This is a genomic window from Verrucosispora sp. FIM060022 (genome assembly GCF_003977705.1).
Classification (GTDB): domain Bacteria; phylum Actinomycetota; class Actinomycetes; order Mycobacteriales; family Micromonosporaceae; genus Micromonospora; species Micromonospora gifhornensis.
Window position 1 is genome coordinate 370,086 of record NZ_RQIV01000006.1, and the last position, 25,460, is coordinate 395,545.

The window sequence follows — 25,460 nt, forward strand, 5'->3', positions numbered from 1 at the left end:
TTGCTTATGGGGCGACGACGGGCCGGGTGCCGGCGGCGACGAGCGCCGTCGTCCCCTCGGTGTCCAGGGGGCAGTGGGTGCCGGTGAAGATGCTGGCGGCGCAGAGGTTGCAGTGGGTGCAGCGCGACCGGGTGGTGGCGTCGCGGCGGATCTTGTTGATCAGGTCCGGCTCCCTGAGCAGGGCGCGGGCCATGGCGACGTACTCGAAGCCGTCGCTCATGGCCGTGCGCATCCCGTCGAGGTCGGTGACGCCGCCGAGCAGAATCAGCGGCATGGACAGCTCGCGGCGGAACTGGAGCGCGAGGTCGCGGAAGTAGAGCGGCTGGTAGGGGTAGTCGCGGAACAGGAACCGGCCGAACATCTTCATCCCGAGCCGCAGCAGCGGCGGCTGGGGCGCGGCCATCGCCGCGAGCGGGATGTCGCCCCGGAACAGGTACATCGGGTTGAGCAGCGAGGACCCGCCGGTGAGTTCCAGGGCGTCCAGGTGCCCGTCGGCCTGGAGCATCCGGGCGAACGGGATCGACTCGTCGAGGTCGAAACCGCCGGGCACGCCGTCGCTCATGTTCATCTTGGCGATGACGGCCACGTCGTCGCCGGCGGCCTCCTTGACGGCGGCCAGGATCCGGCGTGCGAACTCGGCGCGGTTGGCCAGCGCACCGCCGAACTCGTCCCGGCGTCGGTTGAGCTTCGGTGACAGGAACGATCCGGCGAGGTAGGTGTGGCCCAGGTGCACCTCGACGGCGTCGAAGCCCACCTCGCGCGCCGCCGCGGCGGCGCTGCCGTGGGCGGCCACGATGCGGTGGATGTCGTCGTGGGTCGCGGCGCGGTCGAAGCCCATCGACAGGGGGTTGAACCGCGCCGATGCGGCGAGCGAGGGCAGCCCGTTCGAGCGGGAGTTGGCCACCGGTCCGGCGTGCCCGATCTGGGCGCTGACCTTGGCACCGGTGGCGTGCACCGCCTCGGTCAGCCGCCGCAGCCCGGGCAACGCCTCGGGCCGCCAGTAGACCTGGCCCCGTTCGGTGCGCCCCTCGGGCGCGACGGCGAGGTAGGCGACAGTCGTCATGCCGACGCCGCCGCGACCCACAGCGGTGTGGTACTCGATCAGGCGGTCGGTGACCAGGGCGTCCGGGGTCGCCCCCTCGAAGGTGGCGGACTTGATGACCCGGTTGCGCAGGCGTACCGGGCCGAGGGTGGCGGGGGCCAGCGGGTCGGGAATCGGGCGGGTGGTGGTCACGGGGCTTCCTCGGGTGTGGTGATGCGGATGTCCAACCGACGCAGCAGGGCGTCGACGGCGAGGGCGGGCGAGCCGTCGGGGCTGCGGGCCCAGTCGTACAGCGCGGCCTGGGCCGCCTCGCGGTACGCGGTGGCGACGGCGTGGTAGATCGCGCTCGGCGCTCCCGGTCGACGCCGGGCGATCTCCCGGGCGAGGGCCTCGGTCCAGGGCGCGTAGGCGCGGGCGGAGGCTTCCGCCAGCTCGGGTTCCTCGGCGACGACCCGCATCCAGTACCCGCCCGCGCTGAGCACGAGCGCGTCGTCGGAGACGGAGGCGACCACGGCGGCGCGCAGCGCGTCCGACAGCGGGATGTCGAGGGGCAGCGTGCGGAACGTCTCGGTCAGCCGCCGGGTGGCGGCGGGCACCCCCACCCAGGCGAGGGCGGCCTTGGACGGGAAGTGCCGCATCAGGGTGCGGGCGCTGATCCCGGTGGCCGCGGAGATGTCGTCCCAGCCGGTGGCACCGTAGCCGCGCTCCGCCCACAGCCGCAGGGCCGCGGTGCCGACCGCTTCGGGATCGAGCACTGTGGGTCGACCACGTCGGCGCGGGGTGGGCGAGGGTTCCGAGGCCATGCGACCAGTGAATCATTTTTGGCAGGATGCGTCAATAATCGGCCGCCGGCTGGGCTCGGAAATGCTGCCACCCTGTCGGCGTCCGCCTGTAACACGTATCGTGTGTATTACGTATCAGGGGGGCAGTCATGAAGTTGAACAGCAAGGGGCAGGTGACCATCCCGGCCGAGCTGCGCGTTCGGCACAACTTGCACGAGGGCGACGAGGTGGACGTGATCGAGGAAGGTGGCGCCCTGCGCATCGTGCGCGTCGAGGATGCCGAGACCCGTGGGCGACGCCTGGTTCGGCACATGCGTGGCCGGGGCGGTGCCCGGGAGGTGGAGGGCATGTCGACAGACGACCTGATGGATCTGCTTCGTGGCGACTGAACGGATCCGGGGCGTGGCCAACCGGGCACCCGACACGATCGCGACTCTGGTCGACACCAACGTCCTGCTGGACATCTTCACCGACGATCCGAAGTGGGCCGACTGGTCGGCCGAGGCACTGGCCGCCGCGCGCGACGCCGGCGTGCTGGTGATCAACCCCATCGTGTACGCCGAGGTGTCCGTGCGGTTCGCGCGGGTTGAGGACCTCGACGATGCCCTGCCCGCCTCGGACTTCCTCCGCGAGGAGCTGCCGTACTCCGCAGGCTTCCTCGCCGGCAAGGCGTACGCGCGATACCGCAGACAGGGCGGCGCCAAGCGTTCGCCGATTGCCGACTTTTACATCGGGGCACACGCGGCGGTGTGCCGCTACCGCCTACTCACCCGCGACAGCAGCCGCTACCGCACGTATTTCCCGACCTTGACGCTGATCGCGCCCGAGGGCGGCCCGTCTATGCCGTAGGCGTTGACAAGGGGCCCTTCCTCACCTGCTCGTAGAGCGCGAGGGTGCGGGCGGCGATCGCGTCCCAGGAGAAGTGCTCGACCGCCCGGCGACGTCCGGCCCGGCCGAGAGCGGCGGCGCGATCGGGGGAGGCCAGCAACTCGTTCAGCCGTGCCGCCAGGTCGGCCTCGAAGCGTGCCGGGTCGGCGGGCGTGCCGTCCAGACCGGCCTGCTCGATCGGGACCAGCAGTCCCGTCTCGCCGTCGGCGACCACCTCCGGGATGCCGCCGGTGGCGGTGGCGACCACCGCGGTCTCGCAGGCCATCGCCTCCAGGTTGACGATGCCCATCGGCTCGTACACCGACGGGCAGACGAAGATCGTGGCGTGGGTGAGCACCTGGATCACCTCGGGCTTGGGCAGCATCTCGGCCACCCAGATCACCCCGGACCGGCTCGCCCGCAGCTCGGCGACCAGACCCTCCACCTCGGCGGCGATCTCCGGCGTGTCCGGTGCCCCGGCCAACAGCACGAGTTGGGCCTCCGGGGGCAGATCGCGGGCGGCACGCAGCAGGTGCGGCAGACCCTTCTGCCGGGTGATCCGCCCGACGTAGACCACGCTGGGCAGGGCCGGGTCGATGCCGAGTCGGGCCAGCACGTCCGTGCCCGGGTCCGGGGCGTACTGCGCGGTGTCGATGCCGTTGTAGATCACGTGCACCCGGTCCGGGTCCACCGAGGGGTACGCGGTCAGCACGTCCCGGCGCATGCCGGCGCTGACCGCCACGATCGCGTCGGCCGACTCGTACGCGGTGCGTTCGCACCAGGAGGAGAGCGCGTAGCCGCCGCCGAGCTGTTCGGCCTTCCACGGTCGCAGCGGCTCCAGGCTGTGCGCGGTCACCACGTGCGGCACCCCGTACAGCAGCTTCGCGGTGTGCCCGGCCAGGTTGGCGTACCAGGTGTGGCTGTGCACCACGTCCGCGCCGGCACACCCGGCGGCCATCTCCAGGTCCACCCCCATGGTCCGCAGCGCCGGGTTCGCGCCGGCCAGGCCGGGGGGTTCCGGGTACGCCCGCACGCCCGGCTCACTGCGCGGCGCGCCGAAGCAGTGCACCCGGACCTCGGCGAGCCGACGCAGCTCCCGGGCCAGGTACTCGACGTGCACCCCGGCGCCGCCGTAGACCTCCGGCGGGTACTCGCGGGTGAGCAGGTCGACGCGCAGTCCGGTGGAGTCGGTCATGCCCGGCACCCTAGTGCAGAAGTGTGCCCGTACGAGTGGTGAAGCGGCACCGGGATGGATAGCGTCTGGTCATGGCTGAGAAGGTGCTCGCGATCGTCCTGGCCGGCGGAGAGGGCAAGCGCCTGATGCCGCTCACCACGGATCGGGCCAAGCCGGCCGTCCCGTTCGGCGGGATGTACCGCATGGTCGATTTCGTCCTCTCCAACCTGGCCAACGCCGGGTACCTGAAGATCGTCGTGCTGACCCAGTACAAATCCCACTCCCTCGACCGGCACATCACCAAGACCTGGCGGATGTCGACCCTGCTCGGCAACTACGTCACGCCGGTGCCCGCGCAGCAGCGCCGGGGCCCGTGGTGGTTCTCCGGCTCGGCGGACGCGATCTACCAGAGCTTCAACCTGATCTACGACGAGCAGCCCGACTACGTGATCGTCTTCGGCGCCGACCACATCTACCGGATGGACCCACGGCAGATGGTGGAGGAGCACATCGCCTCCGGGGCAGCCGTGACCGTGGCCGGCATCCGGCAGCCGCTGTCCACCGCCGACCAGTTCGGGGTCATCGAGGTGGCCGAGGACGGCCGGCGGATCCGGGCCTTCCGGGAGAAGCCCACCGACGCGGTGGGGCTGCCCGACGCGCCCGACGAGATCTACGCCTCGATGGGCAACTACGTCTTCACCACCCGCGCGCTCATCGACGCGGTCGAGCGGGACGCCGAGGACCGGTCCAGCAAGCACGACATGGGCGGCAGCATCATCCCGATGCTTGTCGAGCGGGGCGAGGCGAACGTCTACGACTTCCGTGACAACGAGGTGCCCGGCAGCACCGACCGGGACCGGGGCTACTGGCGTGACGTGGGAACCCTGGACTCCTTCTACGACGCGCACATGGATCTGATCAACGTCCATCCGGTGTTCAACCTCTACAACTTCGACTGGCCGATCTACACCGAGCAGCCGCCGTACCCGCCGGCCAAGTTCGTGCACCAGTGGGGTGAGCGGGTCGGCCGGGCGGTCGCCTCGATGGTCTCGCCCGGCGCGGTGATCTCCGGCTCACTTGTGGAGAACTCGATCGTCTCGCCCAAGGTGAAAGTGCACTCCTGGGCGCACGTGGACGGTTCGGTGCTGATGGAAGGTGTCGAGATCGGTCGGCACGCGGTGGTGCGTCGGGCCATCCTGGACAAGAATGTCCACGTTCCCGAGGGTGCCGAGATCGGCGTCGATCTGGAACGCGACAGGCAGCGCTACACCGTCTCCGACAACGGCATCGTCGTCATCGGCAAAGGACAGAAGGTAGAGCCATGAGTTCCCACCCTCGTGCCGGGCAGCCGGCTCAGCCCGCCGACCTGGTCGATGTGCCTCGGCTGGTGACTGCCTACTACGCCGAGCATCCCGATCCCGCCGACCCGGCCCAGCAGGTCTCCTTCGGCACGTCGGGGCACCGCGGGTCGAGTCTGCGCAACGCCTTCAACTCCGACCACATCCTCGCCGTCACCCAGGCGCTCTGCGACTACCGCCAGGCCCAGGGCATCGACGGGCCGCTCTTCCTCGGCCGGGACACCCACGCGTTGTCCGCGCCGGCCGCCGTCGACGCGCTGGAGGTGCTCGCCGCCAACGAGGTCACGGTGCTGCTGGACAGCCGTGACGGCTACACCCCCACCCCGGCGGTGTCGCACGCGATCGGAACCCACAACCGGGGCCGCACGGCCGGGCTCGCCGACGGCATCGTGATCACCCCGTCGCACAACCCGCCGGACGACGGTGGGTTCAAGTACAACCCCACCCATGGCGGTCCGGCCGACTCCGACGCCACGAAGTGGATCCAGGACCGGGCGAACGCGATCCTGGCCGCCGGGGGCAAGGAGGTGCGCCGCATCCCGTACGCGCGAGCCCGCGCTGTCGACACCACCGGCACGTACGACTTCCTCGGCGCGTACGTCGACGACCTGCCGGCGGTGCTCGACCTGGACGCGATCCGTGCCGCCGGGGTCCGCATCGGCGCCGACCCGCTCGGCGGCGCCAGCGTCGCCTACTGGGGTGAGATCGCCGACCGGCACCGCCTGGATCTGAGCGTGGTCAACCCGACCGTCGACCCGACCTGGCGGTTCATGACCCTCGACGGCGACGGCAAGATCCGGATGGACTGCTCCTCACCGAACGCGATGGCGTCGCTGATCGCCATGCGCGCGGACTACCAGGTGGCCACCGGCAACGACGCCGACGCCGACCGGCACGGCGTCGTCACGCCGGACGCCGGGCTGATGAACCCGAACCATTACCTGACCGTGGCGATCGCCCACCTGTTCGGCACCCGTGAGCAGTGGGGTCCGGCCGCGGCGGTCGGCAAGACCCTGGTCTCCTCCTCGATGATCGACCGGGTGGCGGCCGACCTCGGGCGTCCGCTGCTGGAGGTGCCGGTCGGCTTCAAGTGGTTCGTGCCCGGGCTGCTCGACGGCACGGTCGGCTTCGGTGGGGAGGAGAGCGCGGGGGCGTCGTTCCTGCGCCGCGACGGCGGCACCTGGACCACCGACAAGGACGGCATCCTGCTCTGCCTGCTCGCCTCCGAGATCATCGCGTTGACCGGCCGTACGCCGAGCGAGCACTGGGCCGAGTTGGCCGGACGCTTCGGCGCGCCCGCGTACGCCCGGATCGACGCCCCGGCCACCCGGGAGCAGAAGGCAGTGCTCGGCAAGCTCTCCCCGGAGCAGGTACACGCCACCGAGCTCGCCGGCGAGCCGATCACCGCCACGCTCACCACGGCACCCGGCAACGGGGCACCGATCGGTGGTCTGAAGGTGACCACCGAGTCGGGCTGGTTCGCGGCCCGCCCGTCCGGCACCGAGGACGTCTACAAGATATACGCCGAGTCCTTCCAGGGGCCGGAGCATCTGGCCCGGATCCAGCAGGAGGCCCAGGCCCTCGTCACCGAGGTGCTGAAGGCGGCAGGCTGAGCGGCGGGGACCTGAACAACAGGGTCCCCGCCGTCTGCATCCGGATTCGGCTCAGCGGGCGAGCGGTATGCCGGTCTTCTGGTTGAGAAGCGCGCCGGGAAGGACGCCGCAGAGCCGGGCGAGCTGGTCGATGACCTTGTCCGGCTCGTCGAACGGATCGAGTCCGCTGGCCTCCAGGGGATCCAGCACAGGCACTCTGACGTGCGAGATCAGCGGATGCAGCGGCCGGTGGTCGGACTCGCCGCTACCCAGCAGATCCTCGTGCAGCTTCTCGCCCGGCCGCAGACCGGTGTAGACGATCTCGACTGTGCTGGCGGCCTGTTCGACCATCCGGCGCGCGATGTCGTCGATGCGTACCGGCTCGCCCATGTCCAGGACCAGGGCTTCACCGTCTCGGCCGATGTTCGCTGCCTGGAGGACGAGGTGGACCGCCTCCTGCACCGTCATCAGGTACCGGGTGACGTCGGGGTGGGTGACGGTCAGCGGCTGCCCGGCCTCGATCTGTCGCTGGAAGGCGGTCACCACGGAGCCTCGGCTGCTGAGTACGTTGCCGAAGCGGACGCTGAGGAAGGTGCCCGGGTAGGTCGCTGCGGCGTGCGCGGTCAGCATCTCGGTGATGCGCTTCGAGTAGCCGAGCACGCTGATCGGGTCGGCGGCCTTGTCGGTGGAGATGTTCACGAACCGGGCCACGTCCCGGCATGCGTCGAGCACGGTGAGGGTGCCCCAGACGTTGGTCTTGACGGCCTCTCCGGGGTGCCGCTCCAGTAGCGTCAGATGCTTCAGCGCCGCGGCGTGAAAGACGATCTCCGGGCGTCGCTGCCGCATGATGCGCCGAACGCCCTCGTCGTCGCGCAAGTCGGCGAGGATCAGCTCGGGGCCGTCGAGCAGCGCCCGACCGGTGAGCGACATCTGAAGGCTGTGCAGCGCCGACTCGTCCCGGTCCAGCATCATCAGCTCACCAGGGTTGGCTCGCATGATTTGCCGACACAGCTCCGAGCCGATCGAACCGCCGGCGCCGGTGACCAGGACGCGCCGGCCGGCGAGCACGTTGTCGTCCAGGGTCAGATCGCCGACGACCTGACGCCGGCCGAGCAGGTCACTGATCTGGACGTCCCGTACGTCCCTGACGGTGATGCGATGATCCATCAGCTCCCGCATCGGTGGAAGGATCTTGAACGTGGCACCCGTGCGGAGCGTGGACTCCCGGATCTCGCGGATCAGTGTGGCGTCGGCATTCGCCACGGAGAAGATCAGCGCGGTCGCGCCGGTGCGGTGGATGGCCTTGGCGATCTCGGCCCGGCCACCCAGGACCGGGACGCCGGCGATGCGCAGGTCCTGCTTGTCCGGGTCGTCGTCGAGGGCGCCGACGGGCAGGTAGCGGCCCTTCGGGTCGCCGAGCATCGCGCGGACGAGTCCCTGTCCGGCCTCGCCGAGGCCGAAGAGCAGAACCGGGGTCGCCGAACGGGCGTCCGGACGCATGGCCCGGTCCCGCTGGTGCCGATGCAGCAGACGGCAGCTGAGCATCAGCAACAATGCCAGCGCGCCACCGACCACCGGGGTGCTGGCCGGCACCGGGCGTTGGTCGAACGCCAGCAGGGCGATCAGCACAATGGCAGCCGTGGTGGCGGTGGTGCCCGCAAGACCGCGGACCTCCTCGATACTGCCGAGCGGCTGCCGACCCGAATAGATCCGGCGCAGCGCGCTCAATCCGACATGCAGTACGGCGGCAGCGCCACCGAGCAGCACCGCGTTGACAGCTTGATCGATGGTGAGGCTCTGTTCGTACCTCGCCCAACCTGCGACCGTGAATCCCCCGACCCAGGCGAGTGCGTCGGCGACGAGAAAGACGGCGGTACGACGGCTACTCGCCCTGATTCGGCCGGTGGTCTTGGATAGCGCTGGCTGGACACGCTCAATTTCCGGCGGCATGTACAAAACTCCCCTGTCATGTCCGTGGCCGACGGTGACCTACGGCAGGTCAGGTGCCACGCACGTCCCCTAAATGCTTAGCGGAAGTGCGCTCCTAGAATTCCGGTTTTCACATTTCTGTCGCCGGTTGTTGCTTTGGTTCGGTTCGGCGCCGGGGCTAAACGTGGCGTGCAATTTCAGGAGAAGCTTCGTATTCGGTGATCGTGATGGCTCATTGGACATTGAGCTGTAGCGACTCGGCGCGATGATGGCACGCGGTGGCGGAGGGGTGGTACGTGACGAAGGTGCGCTGGCGGTGTCCCGACCGCCGGCGCGCCTTGAACCGCCGCTACCGGTTCGGTCGACCCGCGAAGCCGGCGAACGCCCGGAGCCACCCCCGCACCGCGTATGGCGTCCCGTCCGGTGCGGTGCGGCTGACTTAGCTGTACGCCCCGAGCCGGTACTGCTGAAGTTCGTTCAACAGTGGCAGGCAGGTCGGGTCCTCTGCATCCGTGCATTCCGCCGACCCGGTCGGCTGGTAGGCGTTGCCCTGTACCTTCTTGACCCTGAGCGATGGCCCTTGCGGGCCAGCGAGTCGGCGTGGACACGACTGAGCGTCGTCTCGAACTCTTTCTTGCCGGACTGGTCGGGTATCGAACCGTGCCCGTCGACATCTGCCTCCCTCAGCTGGGGCAACTGCGCCGTGCCGACCCGTGCCGATCTACACCTCCAGACCGTCCCGGCTACCCGGGTGCCATGCGCTCGCCGGTGTGGTCAGTGCCAGCGCACCAGAGTGAACACGCCGACGATCGCCGGCGCTGTGTGCCTTGTCCTGCCCCTTCGATCGAAGGAACTATGGGCGCGAGCCTCGCCGGGCATGCGATACGCGTCAACAGAGGGATCATCCTGACGTCGAACGAAGGTCCGGCCTGGCTCAGTGTTCGGCCCTGAAGATCGATGTAGTCCGATGTTGCGGCAGCGGCACCTGCAGCCCGAACGGGATATTCGACGAACTCGGTCGCCCGGTCGCTACGGCTTGACGAAGATTGCGGTATCCGTGACGTGGTCTGTCGTCCAGATGGTTCGCCAGCCGCGTATGGCCCTGCGCACCGCGCCCCAGACTTCGTCGCCGGTGCGGTCGCCGGGCCGGCGGGAGGCGGGCGCGTGCGATCCGCAGGGCAGGAACCGGTTGACGTTGTCGATGATCAACAGCCCGCCGGAGGAGAGTTTCGGCAACACGAACCAGGCGCAGTGATCCCGGTACCTGCCATCCACAAGGACGAAGTCCAAGCTGGCGTCGGGTAGTTCGAGTGCCACTCGCGCGTACTCACTCTGGTCGCCCAACTCCGGTGGTACGTCGAGCGGGGCGAATCGGTAGTCGACGTTGTTCAGCGATTGCCGCTTGAGGTCGAGCGAGATCTTCTCGTGCCAGGCCGCGTCGTGCTCGACACTGACCAGATGCTTGACCCGACGAGCGAACCAGAGAGTGCTCAGACCTGAGCCGAACTCCAGGCCGCAGTCCGTGGGGAGGAGCATCCTGTCCAGGGTCTCGATGGCCTGACGGGTGAGCCATGGGCTACCCGGGTGGGTGCGCCGGTGGAGCTCTACGCGCGTGCGACTGACCACGTAGCGCGGCGTCCAGTGCCGGATCGTGTGCACAGCCCCTCCTGCCTGTTGTGGCTGACGGTGATCGACCGGCGGAGGTGACTGTTGTTCGCCGGACCTGCATGGAGAACGATCGAGCGAACTGTTGGTCTCGCGCGGCGGGACGGGGCGTCACTCGGACGGGTGACCGACGTCAACGAGGTTTCGTGGAGAACTCCCTACTCTCCGTGTCCCGGTAGTCCTCGTTGCTTCCGGAGACGGTTGCCCTGATCGAGGGGGCGGACGAACCGCTGGTCTCGGCGGCATGACGGCGGGTTGGTCGTGACTTGATCTGCCGGACGACTCCGTACGCCGCGACCGCGCAGACGACACCGAATGCGAGCACCGCAGCCAGGACGTGAGCACGGGCGGCGCCCATCCCGTCGAGATCGGGAAGCTGTACGGCCAGGCAGGCGGCCACGAGTGCGGCGACCAGCAGGGACAACCGAGTGGCTCCGAGGTAGTCGCCGTCACCGATCCGGTTGAGTTTCAGCGCGTGGATGACGGTCAGGCAGGGCAACGTGATCGCGAGCAGCCGCAGCCACGTGGCTGCCTCCGGACTCGGCAGACCGAGCAGGCCCGTGGTGATCCATGGGGCCATGGCGACCACCGCGGCGGCTGCCAGAATGGACCCGGTCACCACTATCGCTTCGCCGTCGCGAATCGTCGCGTTCTTGGGCACCAGGTTGTGACGTCGGCGAGCTCGGATGGCCATCGGTACCCGAAGACCGTCGTGGAACACGGCGGCCAGCGCCTGAATGCCGCTGACGATGGCACCGAATTGCCCGACCACCTGGGGTGAGGCTGTCAACGACAGGGCGGTGGTCGCGCCACGCCACGTGAACACGTCCGCGAGGCCGACGACGAACAGTTGTCGATTCATCAGAAACGCCCGGGCAGCACACCGGAGGGAGAGGCGGTGCCACATGGCTCTGCGCCGCAGGTTGCCGCGGCAGAGCATTCTTTCGAGGGCGACGAACTGCGCGATGGAAATCACCGCCAGCGCGGCCGTGAGTGGCGTGCCGGCAAGGATGAGCGCGAGCGCGAGGAACTTCCCTCCGCAGATCACCGCCGCACCTAGGACGAAGCGCATCTGACGGACGAGGTCGGCATACTGCAACTCGAAAAGGCTGTTGCCGATCGCCGCCACACCGGCGGCCGCAAGTGCGACCGGGCTGTATCCGCGGTCGGTGTAGGCGATGGTCACGAGGGCTGCGGCGGCGACGAGGCTCGGTACGGCGATGAGGAGACGTTGACTGCGAACAGCGTGCCGCTCCGACTCGTCACCGGTGGTGTAGAGGAGCGACGAACCACCGGCGGTCGCGATCGCGACCCAAGCGAGGGTGGCGAAGACGACGGTGTAAGCGGCGATTTCCTCGGTCTTGCCCTGCCGCGCGCTGACCGCCAGCATCACCATGTTCAGCACGCCGTTCACGATGCTCGAGAACGAGGCGACGATGGTGTTGTGGCGGATGCTCGACGGCTTCTCGTCACTCTTGCCCGGTGCGCCGCCACCGGGAGGCTGCCTTCTGAACCGCGCTGGTAGCCAGCTTCGCGGCAAAAAGCCCTTCACCAGCCCTCGCCCCGCCGTTCTCCACCCCGGGATGCGGTAGGGGATCTCATTTTCGGCTGTCCTCTTCTGCGCTGGATCATCCCGACTTGTTGCCCACGAGCCTCCGGGGGCCGGGGTCGGTCGCTGACGCAGCGACAAGGTCGCGGAGTCGTTGGGCCATGGTGTCGGCGATGTTGATCGGGGCCAGCAGGGGAGCACGTCGTGGCCCGCTCTCGAACTCCGCCAGCATCGCCTCGGCCAGACTCTCCGGATCGGCGGGCCGGCAGCTTCGCCCGTTCTCCTCCGTGCACAGATCATCGGCGGCACCAACCACGCTGGACACGATGACCCTGGTGCCGAAGCCGAGCGCCTCGTTCACCACCCAACCCCAGGTCTCGGAGATGGACGGCAGGACGAGGGCGTCGGCGGCGGCATGCACCGAACCCACCTTGTCCTGAGGCAATGCGCCGACATAGTGACAGTCCGGGTGCTGCTCCGCGTAGCGGCGAACCTCCGGCTCCAGCGGGCCCTTACCAGTGATGACCAGGGCGGTGGCGTTCGGTGGTGTCTCAGCGCGGACCCGGTCGTACGCCGCCAGCAGGTCGGTCAGACCCTTGACAGGATCGAGGCGCCCCACGAAGGCGAAGACGAATCGGCCGTCCAGGCCCAGCCGTTCGCGCAGGGCCGGTGCCTCGGCGGCGCCGCCGGGAAGTCTGGGCAGGGAGTACGGGATCAAATGGTGCCGGTGCAGGTCGAAGGACCTGAAGTAGGCGGCACAGGCCGAGCCGATCGTCCATACCTCCGCCTGCCCCAGTAACGCGCGTAGGTACCAACGCTTGGCGAGACGCCGCAGGCGAGGTCGGCGGACTTCGATATGGATGTTTGCGGCTGCACGCAGCACCAAGGGCCGACGGCGGAGCCGGGCCAGGAGGATTGCCATGACCCGCGCGATGCCCCGATATCCGAACACGCAGACGACCTGCAGTCTGGGCGATAACAACATCCGGCCGAGGGCACGCCAGGCACCGGGATTGTCGAGAATCGTGCATCGGTGCTCGATCTCGACGTCGCCCCAGCCGCGTGTCTTCTCCGGACCGTAGATATAGAAGACCTCAACCTCGCCGGGCAGCCTGTGGTGCAGTCTGTTCAGGGTAGGCGTGTGATGCGGCGTAGGGCATTCCAGAATGTAGATGATCATCTCATCTTCGGCCTCTCCTGGCGTGTGGGACATTCGACGGGCAGGGCCAGGACCGTCTCATCCGCTCGGGCATCGGGGTTAACTGTCGGATCGACTGCAAGGTCACGGGCACCGTGAAGTCCGGCGCAAAGGCGCCGAATTTTCAGATTCGGACAGTGTTGGATCTGGGGTGCCGGCAGCCGTTACGCGCATCGCCTGTCGCCAGTTGAACATTGGCGGGCCATTGATTCCACCGAAGTGGTCCGATCCTGCCATCGATAAGCGCAAACCAGTTCGGTGGGTGGGAGGCTCACGGTGCAACTCTCCGCGCGTGCACCTGCGTTCGCCGGTGCGCTGGTCGTCGCCATGCTTCTTGGGGGCCTCGTCCCGGTTCTGGTCCTGCTCTCCGGCGGCGTCGAGCCGATCTACCCGGGCGGCGGCGCCGGGGAGACTACGGTCCTGCTTTCGGCGTGCGTCCTCGTGCTGGCGGGCTGTCGGCTCGGCTGGCTCATCGGCCTGGGCGAGCCGCGCCTCATGGAGATGAGCCTCTGGACCTTCACCTATCTGTTCCTCGGGCTCTCCGCCCTCGTCCAGTTCCAGACCGCGTCGTTCTCGACCTCCACCCCCTGGTTCGACGCCGCGTTCACCGATGACGCCATGTGGGCCGTGCTGATCGGTTCGGCGGCGGCACTGCTCGGCATCCACTGGGCGACCCGGCGGCCGGCGGTGGGAACACCGATGCTCGACTTGAGCGCTCCCATGCTGAACGAGCGGCGCCTCTACCTGCTGGCCGCGATCGGCCTGGTCCTGAACCTGTACTACCTGATCCAGATCGGCCCGGCCACCGTCCTGCTCAGTCGGGAGGAACTGTCGGCTGCGCAGGCGGCGAATTGGCCAGGAATCGGGCTGACCGCCTTTGTGGCGGCCGCGGCCCAACTGCCATTGCTCGTGGTCTTCATCGGCCTGCTCGGAGCCAACCACCAACGAGCAAAGCGGGGAGACCGCCCGCGATACGCGTTACTGGTCCTGGTCGGGTGTGTCGTTCTCTACTCGGTCAATCCGATCAGCAGCCCGCGCTACGTAAGTGGCACGGTGATCCTCAGCATGGCGGCGGCCATGGGTGCCTACACGACACCGTGGCGTGTCCGGGCCTCCGCTACCGCCTTCCTCGGCGGCCTCATCTTCCTGTTCCCGCTCGCTGACGCGTTCCGGCGGCAGGGTGAGGTGCAAGCGGAGTTCGCCCCGATGCAGGCGTTGACCTCAGGCGACTTCGACGCGAGCATCCAGATCAGCAATTCGCTCGACATTATCGACCAAAACGGAATCGAGTGGGGGTGGCAGCTGCTCGGAGTCATGCTGTTCTGGGTGCCCCGCGACTATTGGCCGAACAAGCCGACAGCCACCGGCACCTACATCGCCGAGCACATGGAGTACACACACATCAACATCTCCTCGCCGCTGATCGCGGAATTTCTCATCAATGGGGGTTGGCCGCTGCTGATCCTCGGCATGTTCGGCTTCGGTTGGTGGATCCGCCGCAGGGACAACCGCATGGTCCAACTCGGCCTGCTCGGCGGCAAACCATCCGTGATGGGCTGGATCCTGCCGTTCTACCTGATCATTCTTCTGCGAGGGTCGCTGCTCTCCGCCGCCGTGCAGTTCTCCGTCCTGTGGGTGACGACCTGGTTCATCAAGGATCGGAGCGCCGCCGGGGCCGAGCGGGAGGGCCGGACCAGCCGTCAACCTGAGACGGCGACCGGCCCGGCCCCGGCGGTCCGGCAGGCACGCTCGGTTGCGACCCGCACCGCCTCGTAGTAGGCGGCGCGTCGCAGAGCCGTCACCTCGCCCGAGAAGTCACGGGCACGAGCGAGGTTCCGCGCCGATGCCTCGGCCAGCCGCGCAGGGTCGGCCAGCAGGCCTCGGATCGCCGAGGCCAGTCCACCGACGTCATCGGGGGCCACCAGATACTCGGCGGGCAGTAGCTCAGGAATTCCGCCGACATTCGAGCCGATCGCTGGAAGGCCGCGCGCCATCGCCTCGACAAGCGCTCGTGGCAGGCCCTCGGTTCGGGACGGATGGACGAACAGGTCCGCCGCATCGAGCATGCGACGGACCTGTTCGCCGGCCGGCAGCGTACCGGCGAACACCACTCGGTCCGTCACCTCGAGCCTGGCTGCGAGCCGTTCGAGGTTTGGCCGGCACCGGCCATCGCCTACGTGCACGAGCCGGATCGAGGGATCCGTCGGAGTCAGCTGGGCGACTGCCTCGATGAGGGTGTCGATTCCCTTGTACATTTGCTCAAGGCTGCCGACGGAGACGAGGGTGGTGCTGCGAGGGCGTTCGATGGTGCGTGGACGATCGACGTACGCCGAGCCCGGGAAGTGGCCCTCCGGTATCGACGCGACTATCGCCGGCGCCCGGGTCGGATAGCGGGCCTGTAGGTAGCCGTCCGTCACATATGCCGCGGCTATTGCCGACGCACACTGGTGTCGCAACTGCGCGGTGTACTGCCTGCGAAGCAGTGGGCGCAGCGGGTGGCGAAGGACCCCGGGGGCGAAGATGTCGTACGGGTCGGCGATCACCTCCAGGGCGTACGGCAGACCGTGCCGGTCACGTTCCGTCGCCAGCAGCGAGCCGATGGGCGAGGGAACGCGCAGGAGGACCGCGTCCGTCGGTGCCGCCGCCGCGCGTACCGCCCGCCGGATCGCGGGCAGACGCTGCACATACTGTCGTGGGCCGAGATAGTACGGAACCGGCCATACCTCGACTCGCGGGCCGTCGACCCGCTCGGCTCCGTCGGTAGGTGCCGCCACGTCTTCGACCCGCGCGACGATTCGTAGATTGTCGAAAGCCGAAAGGTAGCGGCTCCATAGTTCGTACGTCAGCCCGCTCAGTGTCCACACCGTCCCGTCCGGTGTGCGGGCGAAGCGTGTCTCGTCCGTTATGACAGCTCTCATAGCTGCTCCCCTGTCCGTCGGTCCGAGCATCGCCGGGAGGCGGGACTTAGGCCGCACGCCCATATCTCTAACTCAACGGTCGCCGGTTTCGTGTCGCACCCTCTGGTGAGCGTTGTTGATGTCCGGTCGGGCGGGGTGCCGTGGGAAGCCGGGGTCTCGGGCCGGGCGGTGTGGCCGTGTCGGCCCAGAGGGCCTTCAGCGAACTGGCGAGATCGTGTCGGGCGGTCCAGCCGAGTACCCGAGCCGCCCGTGACACGTCTGCGCGCATCCACGGCACCGCTGCTGACCGTGCCGCGGACGGCGCGAGCTCACCGCCGCGGACCTCGCCCGGATAGCCGGCCGTCCGGCACAGCAGTCGCACCGCCTCCCTGACCGACACCGTTGTGCCGCTGGCTATGTTGAATACTCGCTCTGGCAGGGAACCGGCCAGCACCGTCGCCCTGACGGCGGCCGCGATGTCGCGCACATCGACGAAGTCTCGGTACGTGTCGAGCAGAGCCAGGGGCACCTCTGACGCACCCCGGCTGATGGCCGTCTGCAAGAGCCGGGCGGCATCGCCGAGGACATTGCTGGTGGGCAGGCCGGGGCCTACCGGATTGAACACCCGTAATACCACCCCGTCCAACCGGCCCGCCGCAGTCGCGATGTCGACCAGCCGCGTCGCGGCAAGCTGGCTCACCCCGTACTCGCTGAGCGGATTGGCCTGATCGGTCTCGGAAACCGAGTGGCCATGGGGAACCCTGCCGTATTCGGCGGCCGAACCGAGGCGCACGAACCGTGCGTCAGGTGCGCCCCTGGCGATCGAATCGATGATTTTGGCGGTCACGACGGTGTTTCCGGTGACGAGTTCGGCGGTGGTGCCGGCCACGAGGCCGGCGCAGTTCACGACGGCGACCGGTCGGACGACGCGGACCAGCTCGGTCAGCGTCAGTACGTCCACGCCGACCAGGTCGCAGTCGGCCCGGCTGGGGCAGACGACATTGAAGTCTGCGGTGAGTTCAGCCCGCACGTGACGCCCGAGGAATCCCGCCGCGCCGAAGATCAGGACGTTCCTCATCGTTTACCCTCCATACGCGACCCGCCCGGCGCGGCTTCCGTGCCGTGGGCAACCGGGGCGAGCCTGTCGACCACTAAACGGATTCCGCCCGCCGACCGGCGGAGGCGCCTGCTGTTGCAGGTTTCGGATCCGGTGTACCGAGGAACTCGTGCCAGGTGTCGGCCCCGGGAGCGGTGATACCTTCTCGGCGCAGCACCACCCGGATCGTCTCGGCTAAGATCTGGAGGTCCAAACCGAGTGATCGCTTGTCGACGTACTCGACGTCGTACTCGAATTTTTTCTCCCAGCTCAGCGCGTTCCGACCGCGGACCTGGGCCAACCCGGTGAGACCGGGCCGCACCTCGTGGCGCCGTGCCTGCTCCGGCGTGTAACGGTCGAGGTACTGGATCAGATGCGGGCGGGGGCCGACCAGGCTCATCTGGCCGCGCAACACGTTCCACAACTCCGGAAGCTCGTCAAGGCTGCTCGCTCGCAACCAGCGGCCGACCGGGGTGAGTCGCTCACCGTCGTCCACCCACCCACGCTCTGGTGCCACCGGGCGCATGGTCCGGAACTTGACGAGGTTGAATAGGACGCCGTCACGGCCCGGTCGGACCTGGCGGAAGAAGACGGGTCGACCGAGCGTCAGCAGGATGACGAGGGCGACACCCAACATGACCGGCGCGGCAAGGATGAGACCCAGGAACGCACCCACCACATCGAGGAAACGCTTCGTCCGGTCGTACGGTCGGGCGTGGCTCATCACCCTGCCTCCTCGGCCTCGGTCGTGTCGACATGAATCCGGACGGCTTCCGAGAGGACGTGGGCAGCTGTGCTCGTCCTGCCGGGTGCCTGCCAGTTAATACACATACCCTATTTGGGATGCGGAGTCCGGTTATTAAGGTTTTGCCTATAACTAGTCATTTGTGCGTCACTGCACATGGTTTGAGTCGTTAGCCGGAATCCGATCGCTCGATCACGGTGTTCGAGGCCTGAGCCTGACCCACCGCAACTCGTCCCCCGGCTCCTACCGGGCAGCGTGGTCGCGTACGGCCTGCTCCAGCAGGTTTGCGAGCGAGACGCTGCCGATGGGCTCCGAGAGTCGATCCAGGTAGAACTGTCGACCGTTGCGGCCCATCTCCTCGCGCTTCTCGGCACCCAACTCGTACATCCGGCGGATCGCGTCCGCCAGGGCGCGTGAGTCGCCGGGTGGTGCCACGAATCCGGCGCCCGACTCGTCGACGAGGCGTGCGGCGTCCCCCGCCAGGGCGGCGACGATCGGACGGCCGCAGGCGAGAGAGCTCTGTACCTTGCTCGGCATGGTCTTGCGGTGCAACGGCCGGTCACGCAACGAGATCAACTGGACGTCGCCGAGCGGCATCAGGTCGATCATCCGCTCAAGCGGTTGGTGGCCGAGGAAGACCACTCGGCCGGGTGGGCAGCGTCTGGCCGACTCGCGCAGCCGCTGCTCCTCGACGCCGCTGCCAGCGAAGACGAGGGTCAGGTCCGCAATGTCGGCCAGGTGGTCCATGGCGTCGACCGCTACCTCAAGGCCCTGCAGGTTGCCCATGCTGCCGGCGTACATCACCACGAAGCCGGACAGCCCGAGCGACGCGGCCAGTTGCGGATCTCGAGGGCGGGGGTGGAAGAGGCGTTCGTCAACCCAGTTGTAGACGACCGAGAGTTTGTCCTGGGGGACACCACGGCTGGCGAGGATGTCGGCCATGCCTGGCGTGATGACTGCGACGTGTGCGGCCTGGCGGTAACTGAGATCGCAGAACCGGTGCAGCATCCGGACGATGAGATCGATGTGGCGACCGGGGCGGACGTAGTCGCTGTCCGTGAGGGTGTCCGGCCACATGTCCTCGACGAGGATCACATACGGGCGTTTGTGCAGCCATCGGGCCACCATCGCCGGCAGCGCCACGGTGGCCGGTGACGAGTAGACCAGCCACACGTCGACCGTGCGGAGCAGGTCCAGTCGTGCCGCCGCCGAGGCGGCGAAGCTGAGGTAGTTGGCGGTCCGCTTGACGGCCGACCCGTCGTGGCTGGGGAACAGCGGTACCCGATGTACGTGGACGCCCTTCATCGTCTCGTACTGGTACGGGCGAAGGCGGTAGTCCGCGTGTAGCTTGCCCGACGGGTAGTTGGGGAAGCCGGTGACTACGTGTACCTCATGTCCTAATGCTACGAGTGACCGGCTGATGATCCCGGGGAGAACGGCCGAGCCGCCCTCCGGGTCGTACCACTGCGAGACGATCCCGATTCTGGTCAACGCGCCACCACCCGGCCCCGGGCCGGCAGCCACTTGTCGACGTTTGCGGCGTAGATCTCCTCAAGGATCGCCGGCACGTCGTACTCCTGACGCCAGGCAGGGTAGTCCGCCTGAAAAGCGGCGTTGGAGCCGATCCACCACTGATGATCGCCAACGCGGTTCGCCGGATGGTACTCGGTGGCCGTTTCCTTGCCTGTGATCTTTTCGGCGAGGGTGAACGCCTCAAGAATTGAACAGTTGGAGTGGCGCCCACCGCCGAGGTTGTAGACCGCGCCCGGGCGTGGGTTGCGGAAGAACGCCTCGAAAGCCGTCACGACGTCGTGGCTGTGGATCGCGTCGCGGACCTGCTTGCCCCGGTAGCCGAGGACCTTGTAGGTCCGTCGCTCCATGTTGCAGCGCATCACGTAGGCGAGAAAGCCGTGCAGCTCGGTCGCGGAGTGCGCCGGTCCGGTCAGCGTGCCGCCCCGGAAGCAGGCGGTCTTCATGCCGAAGTAGCGGCCGTATTCCTGAACCAGGACATCGGCGGCCACCTTCGAGGCACCGAACAGCGAGTGCAGGCAGGCGTCGATCGGCATGTCCTCGGTGATCCCGTCCTGATACGGGTGGCCCGGTTCGATCTCCCATCGGGTATCCAGCTCGACCAGTGGCAGGCGGTTGGGTCGGTCGCCGTACACCTTGTTTGTCGAGCAATGGATCACGGTCGCGTCGATGCAGTGATCACGGACGTTCTGCAGGACATTCAGCGTGCCGACCGCATTGATGTCGAAGTCGGTGAAGGGCTCGCGCGCGGCCCAGTCGTGAGAAGGCTGCGCGGCTGTGTGAATCACCACGGCTGTGTTCCGGCCATAGCGCTCAAAGATCTGTGCCAGCGCGTCGCGATCGCGTATGTCTATCTGATAGTGGGTGTATGATATCAGTTCACCGGAAAGCTGGCGAACATTCCAGGAAGTGGACGCCTCGGTGCCGAAGAATTCGCGGCGCATGTCGTTGTCGATGCCCACCACGTCGAGGCCGAGTCGACCGAAATGCCGTGCGGCCTCGGAACCGATCAGACCACCTGAACCTGTCACTATCGCGAGAGCCATGAATAACCCTTCATTTCATGGAAGGTCGGGCGCATCGACCATACAACGTCCCTTGCGATGGTGGGATGAGAACCGGAACTGACCGTATTGCGATTCGAGTTCTCGTTTTCGTCTAATCGATACCTGGCGGGATCTCTCGACGTTCGGGCGTGCGACAGCGCGACCTCAGCAGCCGTTCGTCACAAGGAGGTCAGGACCCGGTTGTTCGACACAGGCAGTAGGTGTGCGCTCTCTCCGCACTCAGCCGGGACGACTCACCGCCAGTTGTCGCCCTCGGCGAGACGCAGAGCGAGCAGCGTCGCCAACGGCAGCGATTCGCCGTCCCGTCCGCCCGCGCCGACTACCAGGGGCGGCATCGACGGTGCGGGCCTGCTGCCCAGCAGCCGGGACCGGAGACTGGACGGCACGGTCAAGAGATAGAAGCGACCCTCGGTATCCACGGCCCGGGTCCGGGCCCGATCTACGTACCAGCCGGTCACCGGGGTGCGGTAGCGGCGGCGGCCGTCGTAGGACGTCGCCACGAGGCGATCGGGGCGCAGACCTCGTCGGGTCGCCTCGACCGCGAAATCGGCCACCAGTTCCGCCGCCCTGGCCTGCTCGGCTGCCCGCTGCCGAGCGTCCGCTTCGGCGTGTGCCCGCACCGCTCGGCGCTGCCGTTCCCGCCACCCGTCGTCGTCGTTCACCACGTCCGCCACGGTAGGCGATCAGCGCCGACTCGGCCCTGCCCGGGGGCGCTGTCGAGCGGGCCTTCGCCACCACCTCGATCGACGATGACATCCGCTCGACAGCGCCTCCGACATCGTCAGGCCAGGCCGGCGCGGCGCAGTGCCTCGGCCATCGCGTCGTTCGCCGGGCCGGCCGAGGCCTGCCCCCCGGATCGCCGCTGGGGTGCGCCACGCTGGCCAGTACGGTCAGGGCGCTGTTCGGCGCGAGCCCCCTGAGCACCGCTTCGGCTACTGTCGGGACCCCGTTGACCGTCGCGCTCGCGTCGCCCTCCGGGGCCCGGCTCCGACTCGTCGTCCAGCCGCAGGGTCAGCGAGATGCGCTTGCGCGGCACGTCCACGTCCAGCACCTTGACCCGGACCACGTCGCCGGACTTCACCACCTCGTGCGGGTCCTTGACGAAGGTGCGCGACATCGCCGACACGTGCACCAGGCCGTCCTGGTGCACCCCGACGTTCACGAACGCGCCGAACGCGGCGACGTTGGTGACCACACCCTCCAGCACCATGCCGGGGGTCAGGTCGCTGATCTTCTCCACGCCCTCGGCGAAGGTCGCCGTCTTGAACTCCGGGCGTGGGTCGCGGCCCGGCTTCTCCAACTCGGCGAGGATGTCGGTGACCGTGGGCAGACCGAACGTGTCGTCGACGAAGTCGGTGGCGCGCAACCCGCGCAGGATGGCGCTGCGGCCGATGATGGAGCGCAGGTCCTGCCCGGTGGAGGAGAGGATCCGGCGCACCACCGGGTACGCCTCCGGGTGCACGCTCGAGGAGTCCAGCGGGTCGTCGCCGCCGGGGATGCGCAGGAAGCCGGCGCACTGCTCGAACGCCTTCGGGCCGAGGCGGGACACCTTCTTCAACTCGGCGCGGGTGCGGAAGGGGCCGTTGGCGTCCCGGTGCAGCACGATGTTCTCGGCCAGGCCCGCGCCGATGCCGGAGACCCGGGTGAGCAGGGGCGCGGATGCGGTGTTGACGTCCACCCCGACGGCGTTGACGCAGTCCTCCACGACGGCGTCCAGTGAGCGGGAGAGCTTCACCTCGGACAGGTCGTGCTGGTACTGCCCGACGCCGATGGACCGCGGGTCGATCTTGACCAGTTCGGCGAGGGGGTCCTGGAGGCGGCGGGCGATGGAGACCGCGCCGCGCAGCGACACGTCCAGCCCGGGCAGTTCCTGCGCGGCGTACGCGGAGGCGGAGTAGACCGACGCGCCCGCCTCGGAGACCACCAGCTTGGTCAGCTTCAGCTCGGGGTGCCGCTTGATCAGGTCGGCGGCCAGCTTGTCGGTCTCCCGGCTGGCGGTGCCGTTGCCGATGGCGATCAGTTCGACGCCGTGCGCGGCGGCCAGGGTCGCCAGGGTGTGCAGGGAGGCGTCCCACTGCCGACGCGGCTCGTGCGGGTAGATGGTGTCGGTGGCGACCACCTTGCCGGTGGCGTCTACAACTGCCACCTTCACCCCGGTCCGCAGACCCGGGTCCAGTCCCATGGTGGGCCGGGCCCCGGCCGGTGCGGCGAGCAGCAGATCACGCAGGTTGGTGGCGAAGACCCGGACGGCCTCCTCCTCGGCCGCCTGCCACAACCGCATCCGCAGGTCCGCGCCGAGGTGGATGAGGATGCGGGTACGCCAGGCCCAGCGCACCGTGTCGGTCAGCCACTTGTCGGCCGGCCGCCCCTGGTCGGTGACCCCGAACCGGCCGGCGATCGCGGCCTCGTACCGGGTCGGGCCGGTGACGACCGCGTCGGCGTCCCCGTCGGCCTCCGGGTCCATGGTCAGGTCGAGTACGCCCTCCTTCTCGCCCCGGAACATGGCCAGGATCCGGTGCGAGGGCAGCTTCGGGTACGGCTCGGCGAAGTCGAAGTAGTCGGCGAACTTCGCCCCGACGGTCTCCTGTCCCTCGCGTACCCGCGACACCAGCCGGCCCCGCGACCACATCTGCTCGCGCAGCGTGCCGATCAGGTCGGCGTCCTCGGCGAACCGCTCGATCAGGATGGCCCGGGCCCCGTCCAGCGCGGCGGCGGCGTCCGCCACGCCCTTGTCGGCGTCGACGAACCCGGCCGCCACCGTCTTCGGGTCCTGCGTGGGGTCGCCGAGCAGCGTGTCGGCCAGCGGCTCCAGCCCGGCCTCGCGGGCGATCTGGGCCCGGGTCCGCCGCTTGGGCTTGTACGGCAGGTAGATGTCCTCCAGCCGGGACTTCGAGTCGGCGGCCATGATTTGTGCTTCGAGGGCCTCGTCGAGCTTGCCCTGGCTGCGGATCGACTCCAGCACCGCGGCCCGCCGCTCGTCCAGCTCGCGCAGGTACCGCAGCCGCTCCTCCAGGGTGCGTAGCTGGGTGTCGTCGAGCAGCCCGGTGGCCTCCTTGCGGTACCGCGCGATGAACGGCACCGTGGCACCGCCGTCGAGCAGCTCAACGGCCGCGCGTACCTGGTGCTCGGCGACGCCGAGCTCGCCGGCGATGCGCTGATGAACAGAGAGGGTCACGATGTCGCTCCGCCTTCTGGTGTGGGTTCCGTCGTGCATTCTGCCGGGCTACCGTGGCGATCATGGAAGCACCTGTGGAGCCTCGGGCGCGGCGGCTGTTCGGTGGCAGCGCGCGTGCTCTCGGCGACCTTGCGACCAGCCCGTTCCGCACCGACCGGGACCGCATCGTGGGCTCGCCGTTCTTCGCCCGGCTCGGCGGGGTCACCCAGGTGGTGAGTCCCGGCGGGTCCGGGCTGCTGGTGCACAACCGGCTCACCCACAGCCTCAAGGTCGCCCAGGTGGCCCGGGCGATCGCCGAACGCCTCACCGCCGACGGCTGGCAGCGTGACCTGGCGGAGAAGTTGGGCGGCTGCGATCCGGACGTGGTGGAGGCCGCCGCGCTTGCCCACGACCTCGGCCATCCACCCTTCGGGCACCTGGGGGAGCGAGTGCTGGACCGGCTGGCCCGGCACCGGCTCGGCCTGCCCGACGGGTTCGAGGGCAACGCCCAGTCGTACCGGATCGTCACCTCGACGGAGATCCGGGGCGCGGCCACCACCGGCCTGGACCTGACCGCGGCGGTGCGGGCCGCGATGCTGAAGTACCCGTGGACCCGGCTCGACCACCCCGATCCGCATCCGCGCCTGTTGGACCCGCCGCCGCGCGGGGCGAGCCCGCCGCCGGACGACCCGGACAGCGGCTCGGCCAAGTTCGGGGCGTACCGCACCGAGGTAGATGATCTGCGGCAGGCCCGGGCACCGTTCGTCGGGCGGATCGCCGACTGGCAGCAGACCGTTGAGGCGTCGGTGATGGACATCGCCGACGACATCGCGTACGCCATCCACGACGTGGAGGACTTCTACCGGGTCGGGGTGCTCCAGCAGGGCGCGGTGGCCGCCGAGCTGATGGCCTGGCAGCGCGAGGGCGGGCACCTGCGGGCCATCACCGACGCGGCGCTGGCCACCTCGGCACGCCGCCCCGGCGCGGCGATCGAGCGGCTGCGTCGCCAGCTGCACCGCAAGGACGGCTGGGTCGCCGACGACGACGCCTTCGCCTCGGCGGTCGAACACGTCCGCGAGGAACTTGTCGACGGGCTGCTCGCCATGCCCTTCGACGGTTCGATCGAGGCGGAACAGTACGTGGCCCGCTTCTCCGCCCGGTGGACCACCCGGCTGGTCGACGCGATCACCATCACCGAGAAGCCGTCGCTGCGCTCCGGGCACGTGCTGCTGGCCCCACCGCAGTGGCACGAGGTGCAGGTGCTCAAGTTCGTCCACCACCGGTTCGTGCTGGCCCGTCCGGACCTGGCGTTGCACCAGCGTGGTCAGGCCCGGCTGCTCGGCACCCTGGTCGAGGCGCTGCTGGAATGGCTGCTCGACCCGGAGGAGGAGTCCCGGCTGCCTCGCCGCCTGCACGACCTGGTCGAGTTGGCCGAGGCGGAGCTGCATCCGCGTACCCCGGACCGGATCGGCAAGGCCCGCGGCCGGGCCATCGTCGATTTCGTCGCGCAACTGACCGACGGGCAGGCGGTGGCGATGCTCGACTCGCTGTCCGGCCGCTCCGGCGCTCTCTGGACCGACGCGTTCGTGCTCTGAGCCGAGCGGCGGAACCCGGTTCGGCTGTTGGCCCCGAGGTGCCGTCAGATGCGGCCCAGGCCGCGATACTGCCAACCGGCCCGGATCCAGCGAGTCGAGTCGAGGCAGTTGCGGGCGTCGACCACCCGCCGTCCGGCGACGAGTTCGCCGAGGACGGTCGGGTCGGCGTTGCGGAAGTCGGCCCATTCGGTGAGTACGCAGACCAGGTCGGCGTCGGTCA

The 25,460-nt window shown here is 68.6% G+C and carries 21 protein-coding genes; 6 read left to right on the forward strand and 15 right to left on the reverse strand.

Annotated features, from left to right (window positions below; translation table 11 throughout):
- Positions 1-4 precede the first annotated feature (4 nt).
- Together EG812_RS18955 and EG812_RS18960 are read right to left on the reverse strand one after the other, a co-directional pair.
- The gene (locus EG812_RS18955; RefSeq protein ID WP_126712327.1) at positions 5-1,234 is read right to left on the reverse strand and encodes an NADH:flavin oxidoreductase; all 1,230 of its coding nucleotides are present in this window, start codon (positions 1,232-1,234) and stop codon (positions 5-7) included.
- On the reverse strand, positions 1,231-1,845 hold the full coding sequence (locus tag EG812_RS18960; RefSeq protein ID WP_126712328.1) for a TetR/AcrR family transcriptional regulator: 615 nt from the start codon (positions 1,843-1,845) through the stop codon (positions 1,231-1,233). Before EG812_RS18960 ends, EG812_RS18955 begins: the two co-directional genes overlap by 4 nt.
- Before the next feature lie 128 nt (positions 1,846-1,973).
- Between EG812_RS18960 and EG812_RS18965 the strand changes: the two genes are divergently transcribed.
- On the forward strand, positions 1,974-2,213 hold the full coding sequence (locus EG812_RS18965; RefSeq protein WP_126712329.1) for an AbrB/MazE/SpoVT family DNA-binding domain-containing protein: 240 nt from the start codon (positions 1,974-1,976) through the stop codon (positions 2,211-2,213).
- A gap of 13 nt (positions 2,214-2,226) precedes the next feature.
- Positions 2,227-2,673: a type II toxin-antitoxin system VapC family toxin gene (locus EG812_RS18970; protein WP_043723602.1), complete on the forward strand. Its 447-nt coding sequence runs from the start codon at positions 2,227-2,229 to the stop codon at positions 2,671-2,673.
- On the opposite strand, the gene glgA is transcribed toward EG812_RS18970, so the two are convergent.
- The gene (gene glgA, locus EG812_RS18975) at positions 2,663-3,886 is read right to left on the reverse strand and encodes a glycogen synthase (protein ID WP_126712330.1); all 1,224 of its coding nucleotides are present in this window, start codon (positions 3,884-3,886) and stop codon (positions 2,663-2,665) included. The genes EG812_RS18970 and glgA overlap by 11 nt on opposite strands.
- A 71-nt stretch (positions 3,887-3,957) precedes the next feature.
- Between glgA and glgC the strand changes: the two genes are divergently transcribed.
- Together glgC and pgm are read left to right on the forward strand one after the other, a co-directional pair.
- Complete coding sequence (glgC, locus tag EG812_RS18980) at positions 3,958-5,190, forward strand: glucose-1-phosphate adenylyltransferase (protein WP_013732568.1); 1,233 nt, start codon at positions 3,958-3,960, stop codon at positions 5,188-5,190.
- Positions 5,187-6,836: a phosphoglucomutase (alpha-D-glucose-1,6-bisphosphate-dependent) gene (gene pgm, locus EG812_RS18985; protein WP_126712331.1), complete on the forward strand. Its 1,650-nt coding sequence runs from the start codon at positions 5,187-5,189 to the stop codon at positions 6,834-6,836. The genes glgC and pgm overlap by 4 nt, the downstream gene beginning before the upstream one ends.
- A 51-nt stretch (positions 6,837-6,887) precedes the next feature.
- On the opposite strand, the gene EG812_RS18990 is transcribed toward pgm, so the two are convergent.
- The 4 genes from EG812_RS18990 to EG812_RS19005 all read right to left on the reverse strand — a co-directional run bounded on the left by EG812_RS18990 (position 6,888) and on the right by EG812_RS19005 (position 13,171).
- Positions 6,888-8,765, reverse strand: coding sequence for a nucleoside-diphosphate sugar epimerase/dehydratase (locus EG812_RS18990; protein WP_126712332.1), 1,878 nt, complete (start codon positions 8,763-8,765; stop codon positions 6,888-6,890).
- Between the two features lie 1,008 nt (positions 8,766-9,773).
- On the reverse strand, positions 9,774-10,403 hold the full coding sequence (locus tag EG812_RS18995) for an O-methyltransferase (protein ID WP_126712333.1): 630 nt from the start codon (positions 10,401-10,403) through the stop codon (positions 9,774-9,776).
- A 139-nt stretch (positions 10,404-10,542) separates the two neighbouring features.
- Positions 10,543-11,961: a polysaccharide biosynthesis protein gene (locus EG812_RS19000; protein WP_126712334.1), complete on the reverse strand. Its 1,419-nt coding sequence runs from the start codon at positions 11,959-11,961 to the stop codon at positions 10,543-10,545.
- Between the two features lie 76 nt (positions 11,962-12,037).
- Entirely contained in the window at positions 12,038-13,171 is a 1,134-nt protein-coding gene (locus EG812_RS19005) for a glycosyltransferase family 4 protein (RefSeq protein WP_126712335.1), read from the reverse strand.
- Positions 13,172-13,432: 261 nt separating this feature from the next.
- On the opposite strand from EG812_RS19005, the gene EG812_RS19010 reads away from it, so the two are divergent.
- The gene (locus tag EG812_RS19010; RefSeq protein ID WP_126712336.1) at positions 13,433-14,932 is read left to right on the forward strand and encodes a hypothetical protein; all 1,500 of its coding nucleotides are present in this window, start codon (positions 13,433-13,435) and stop codon (positions 14,930-14,932) included.
- Here EG812_RS19010 and EG812_RS19015 read toward each other — a convergent pair.
- The 7 genes from EG812_RS19015 to EG812_RS19045 form a co-directional block, all read right to left on the reverse strand.
- Positions 14,857-16,074: a glycosyltransferase family 4 protein gene (locus tag EG812_RS19015; RefSeq protein WP_126712337.1), complete on the reverse strand. Its 1,218-nt coding sequence runs from the start codon at positions 16,072-16,074 to the stop codon at positions 14,857-14,859. The genes EG812_RS19010 and EG812_RS19015 overlap by 76 nt on opposite strands.
- Before the next feature lie 67 nt (positions 16,075-16,141).
- Positions 16,142-17,131, reverse strand: coding sequence for an NAD-dependent epimerase/dehydratase family protein (locus EG812_RS19020; RefSeq protein ID WP_126712338.1), 990 nt, complete (start codon positions 17,129-17,131; stop codon positions 16,142-16,144).
- A gap of 73 nt (positions 17,132-17,204) precedes the next feature.
- Positions 17,205-17,873 carry a sugar transferase gene (locus EG812_RS19025; protein ID WP_126712339.1) on the reverse strand — a complete coding sequence of 223 codons (669 nt, stop codon included), beginning with the start codon at positions 17,871-17,873 and terminating at the stop codon, positions 17,205-17,207.
- A 264-nt stretch (positions 17,874-18,137) separates the two neighbouring features.
- Positions 18,138-19,385 carry a glycosyltransferase family 4 protein gene (locus EG812_RS19030; RefSeq protein ID WP_158632522.1) on the reverse strand — a complete coding sequence of 416 codons (1,248 nt, stop codon included), beginning with the start codon at positions 19,383-19,385 and terminating at the stop codon, positions 18,138-18,140.
- Positions 19,382-20,470, reverse strand: coding sequence for an NAD-dependent epimerase/dehydratase family protein (locus EG812_RS19035; protein ID WP_126712341.1), 1,089 nt, complete (start codon positions 20,468-20,470; stop codon positions 19,382-19,384). Before EG812_RS19035 ends, EG812_RS19030 begins: the two co-directional genes overlap by 4 nt.
- 254 nt (positions 20,471-20,724) lie before the next feature.
- A complete protein-coding gene (locus tag EG812_RS19040; RefSeq protein WP_126712364.1) occupies positions 20,725-21,153 on the reverse strand; it encodes a hypothetical protein in 429 nt (142 codons plus the stop codon).
- A gap of 119 nt (positions 21,154-21,272) precedes the next feature.
- Positions 21,273-23,666: a Tex family protein gene (locus tag EG812_RS19045; protein ID WP_126712342.1), complete on the reverse strand. Its 2,394-nt coding sequence runs from the start codon at positions 23,664-23,666 to the stop codon at positions 21,273-21,275.
- A 62-nt stretch (positions 23,667-23,728) separates the two neighbouring features.
- On the opposite strand from EG812_RS19045, the gene EG812_RS19050 reads away from it, so the two are divergent.
- On the forward strand, positions 23,729-25,240 hold the full coding sequence (locus EG812_RS19050; RefSeq protein ID WP_043723613.1) for a deoxyguanosinetriphosphate triphosphohydrolase family protein: 1,512 nt from the start codon (positions 23,729-23,731) through the stop codon (positions 25,238-25,240).
- A 44-nt stretch (positions 25,241-25,284) separates the two neighbouring features.
- On the opposite strand, the gene EG812_RS19055 is transcribed toward EG812_RS19050, so the two are convergent.
- The coding region (locus EG812_RS19055) for a UDP binding domain-containing protein (RefSeq protein ID WP_502697202.1) at positions 25,285-25,460 on the reverse strand (176 nt) is incomplete at its 5' end.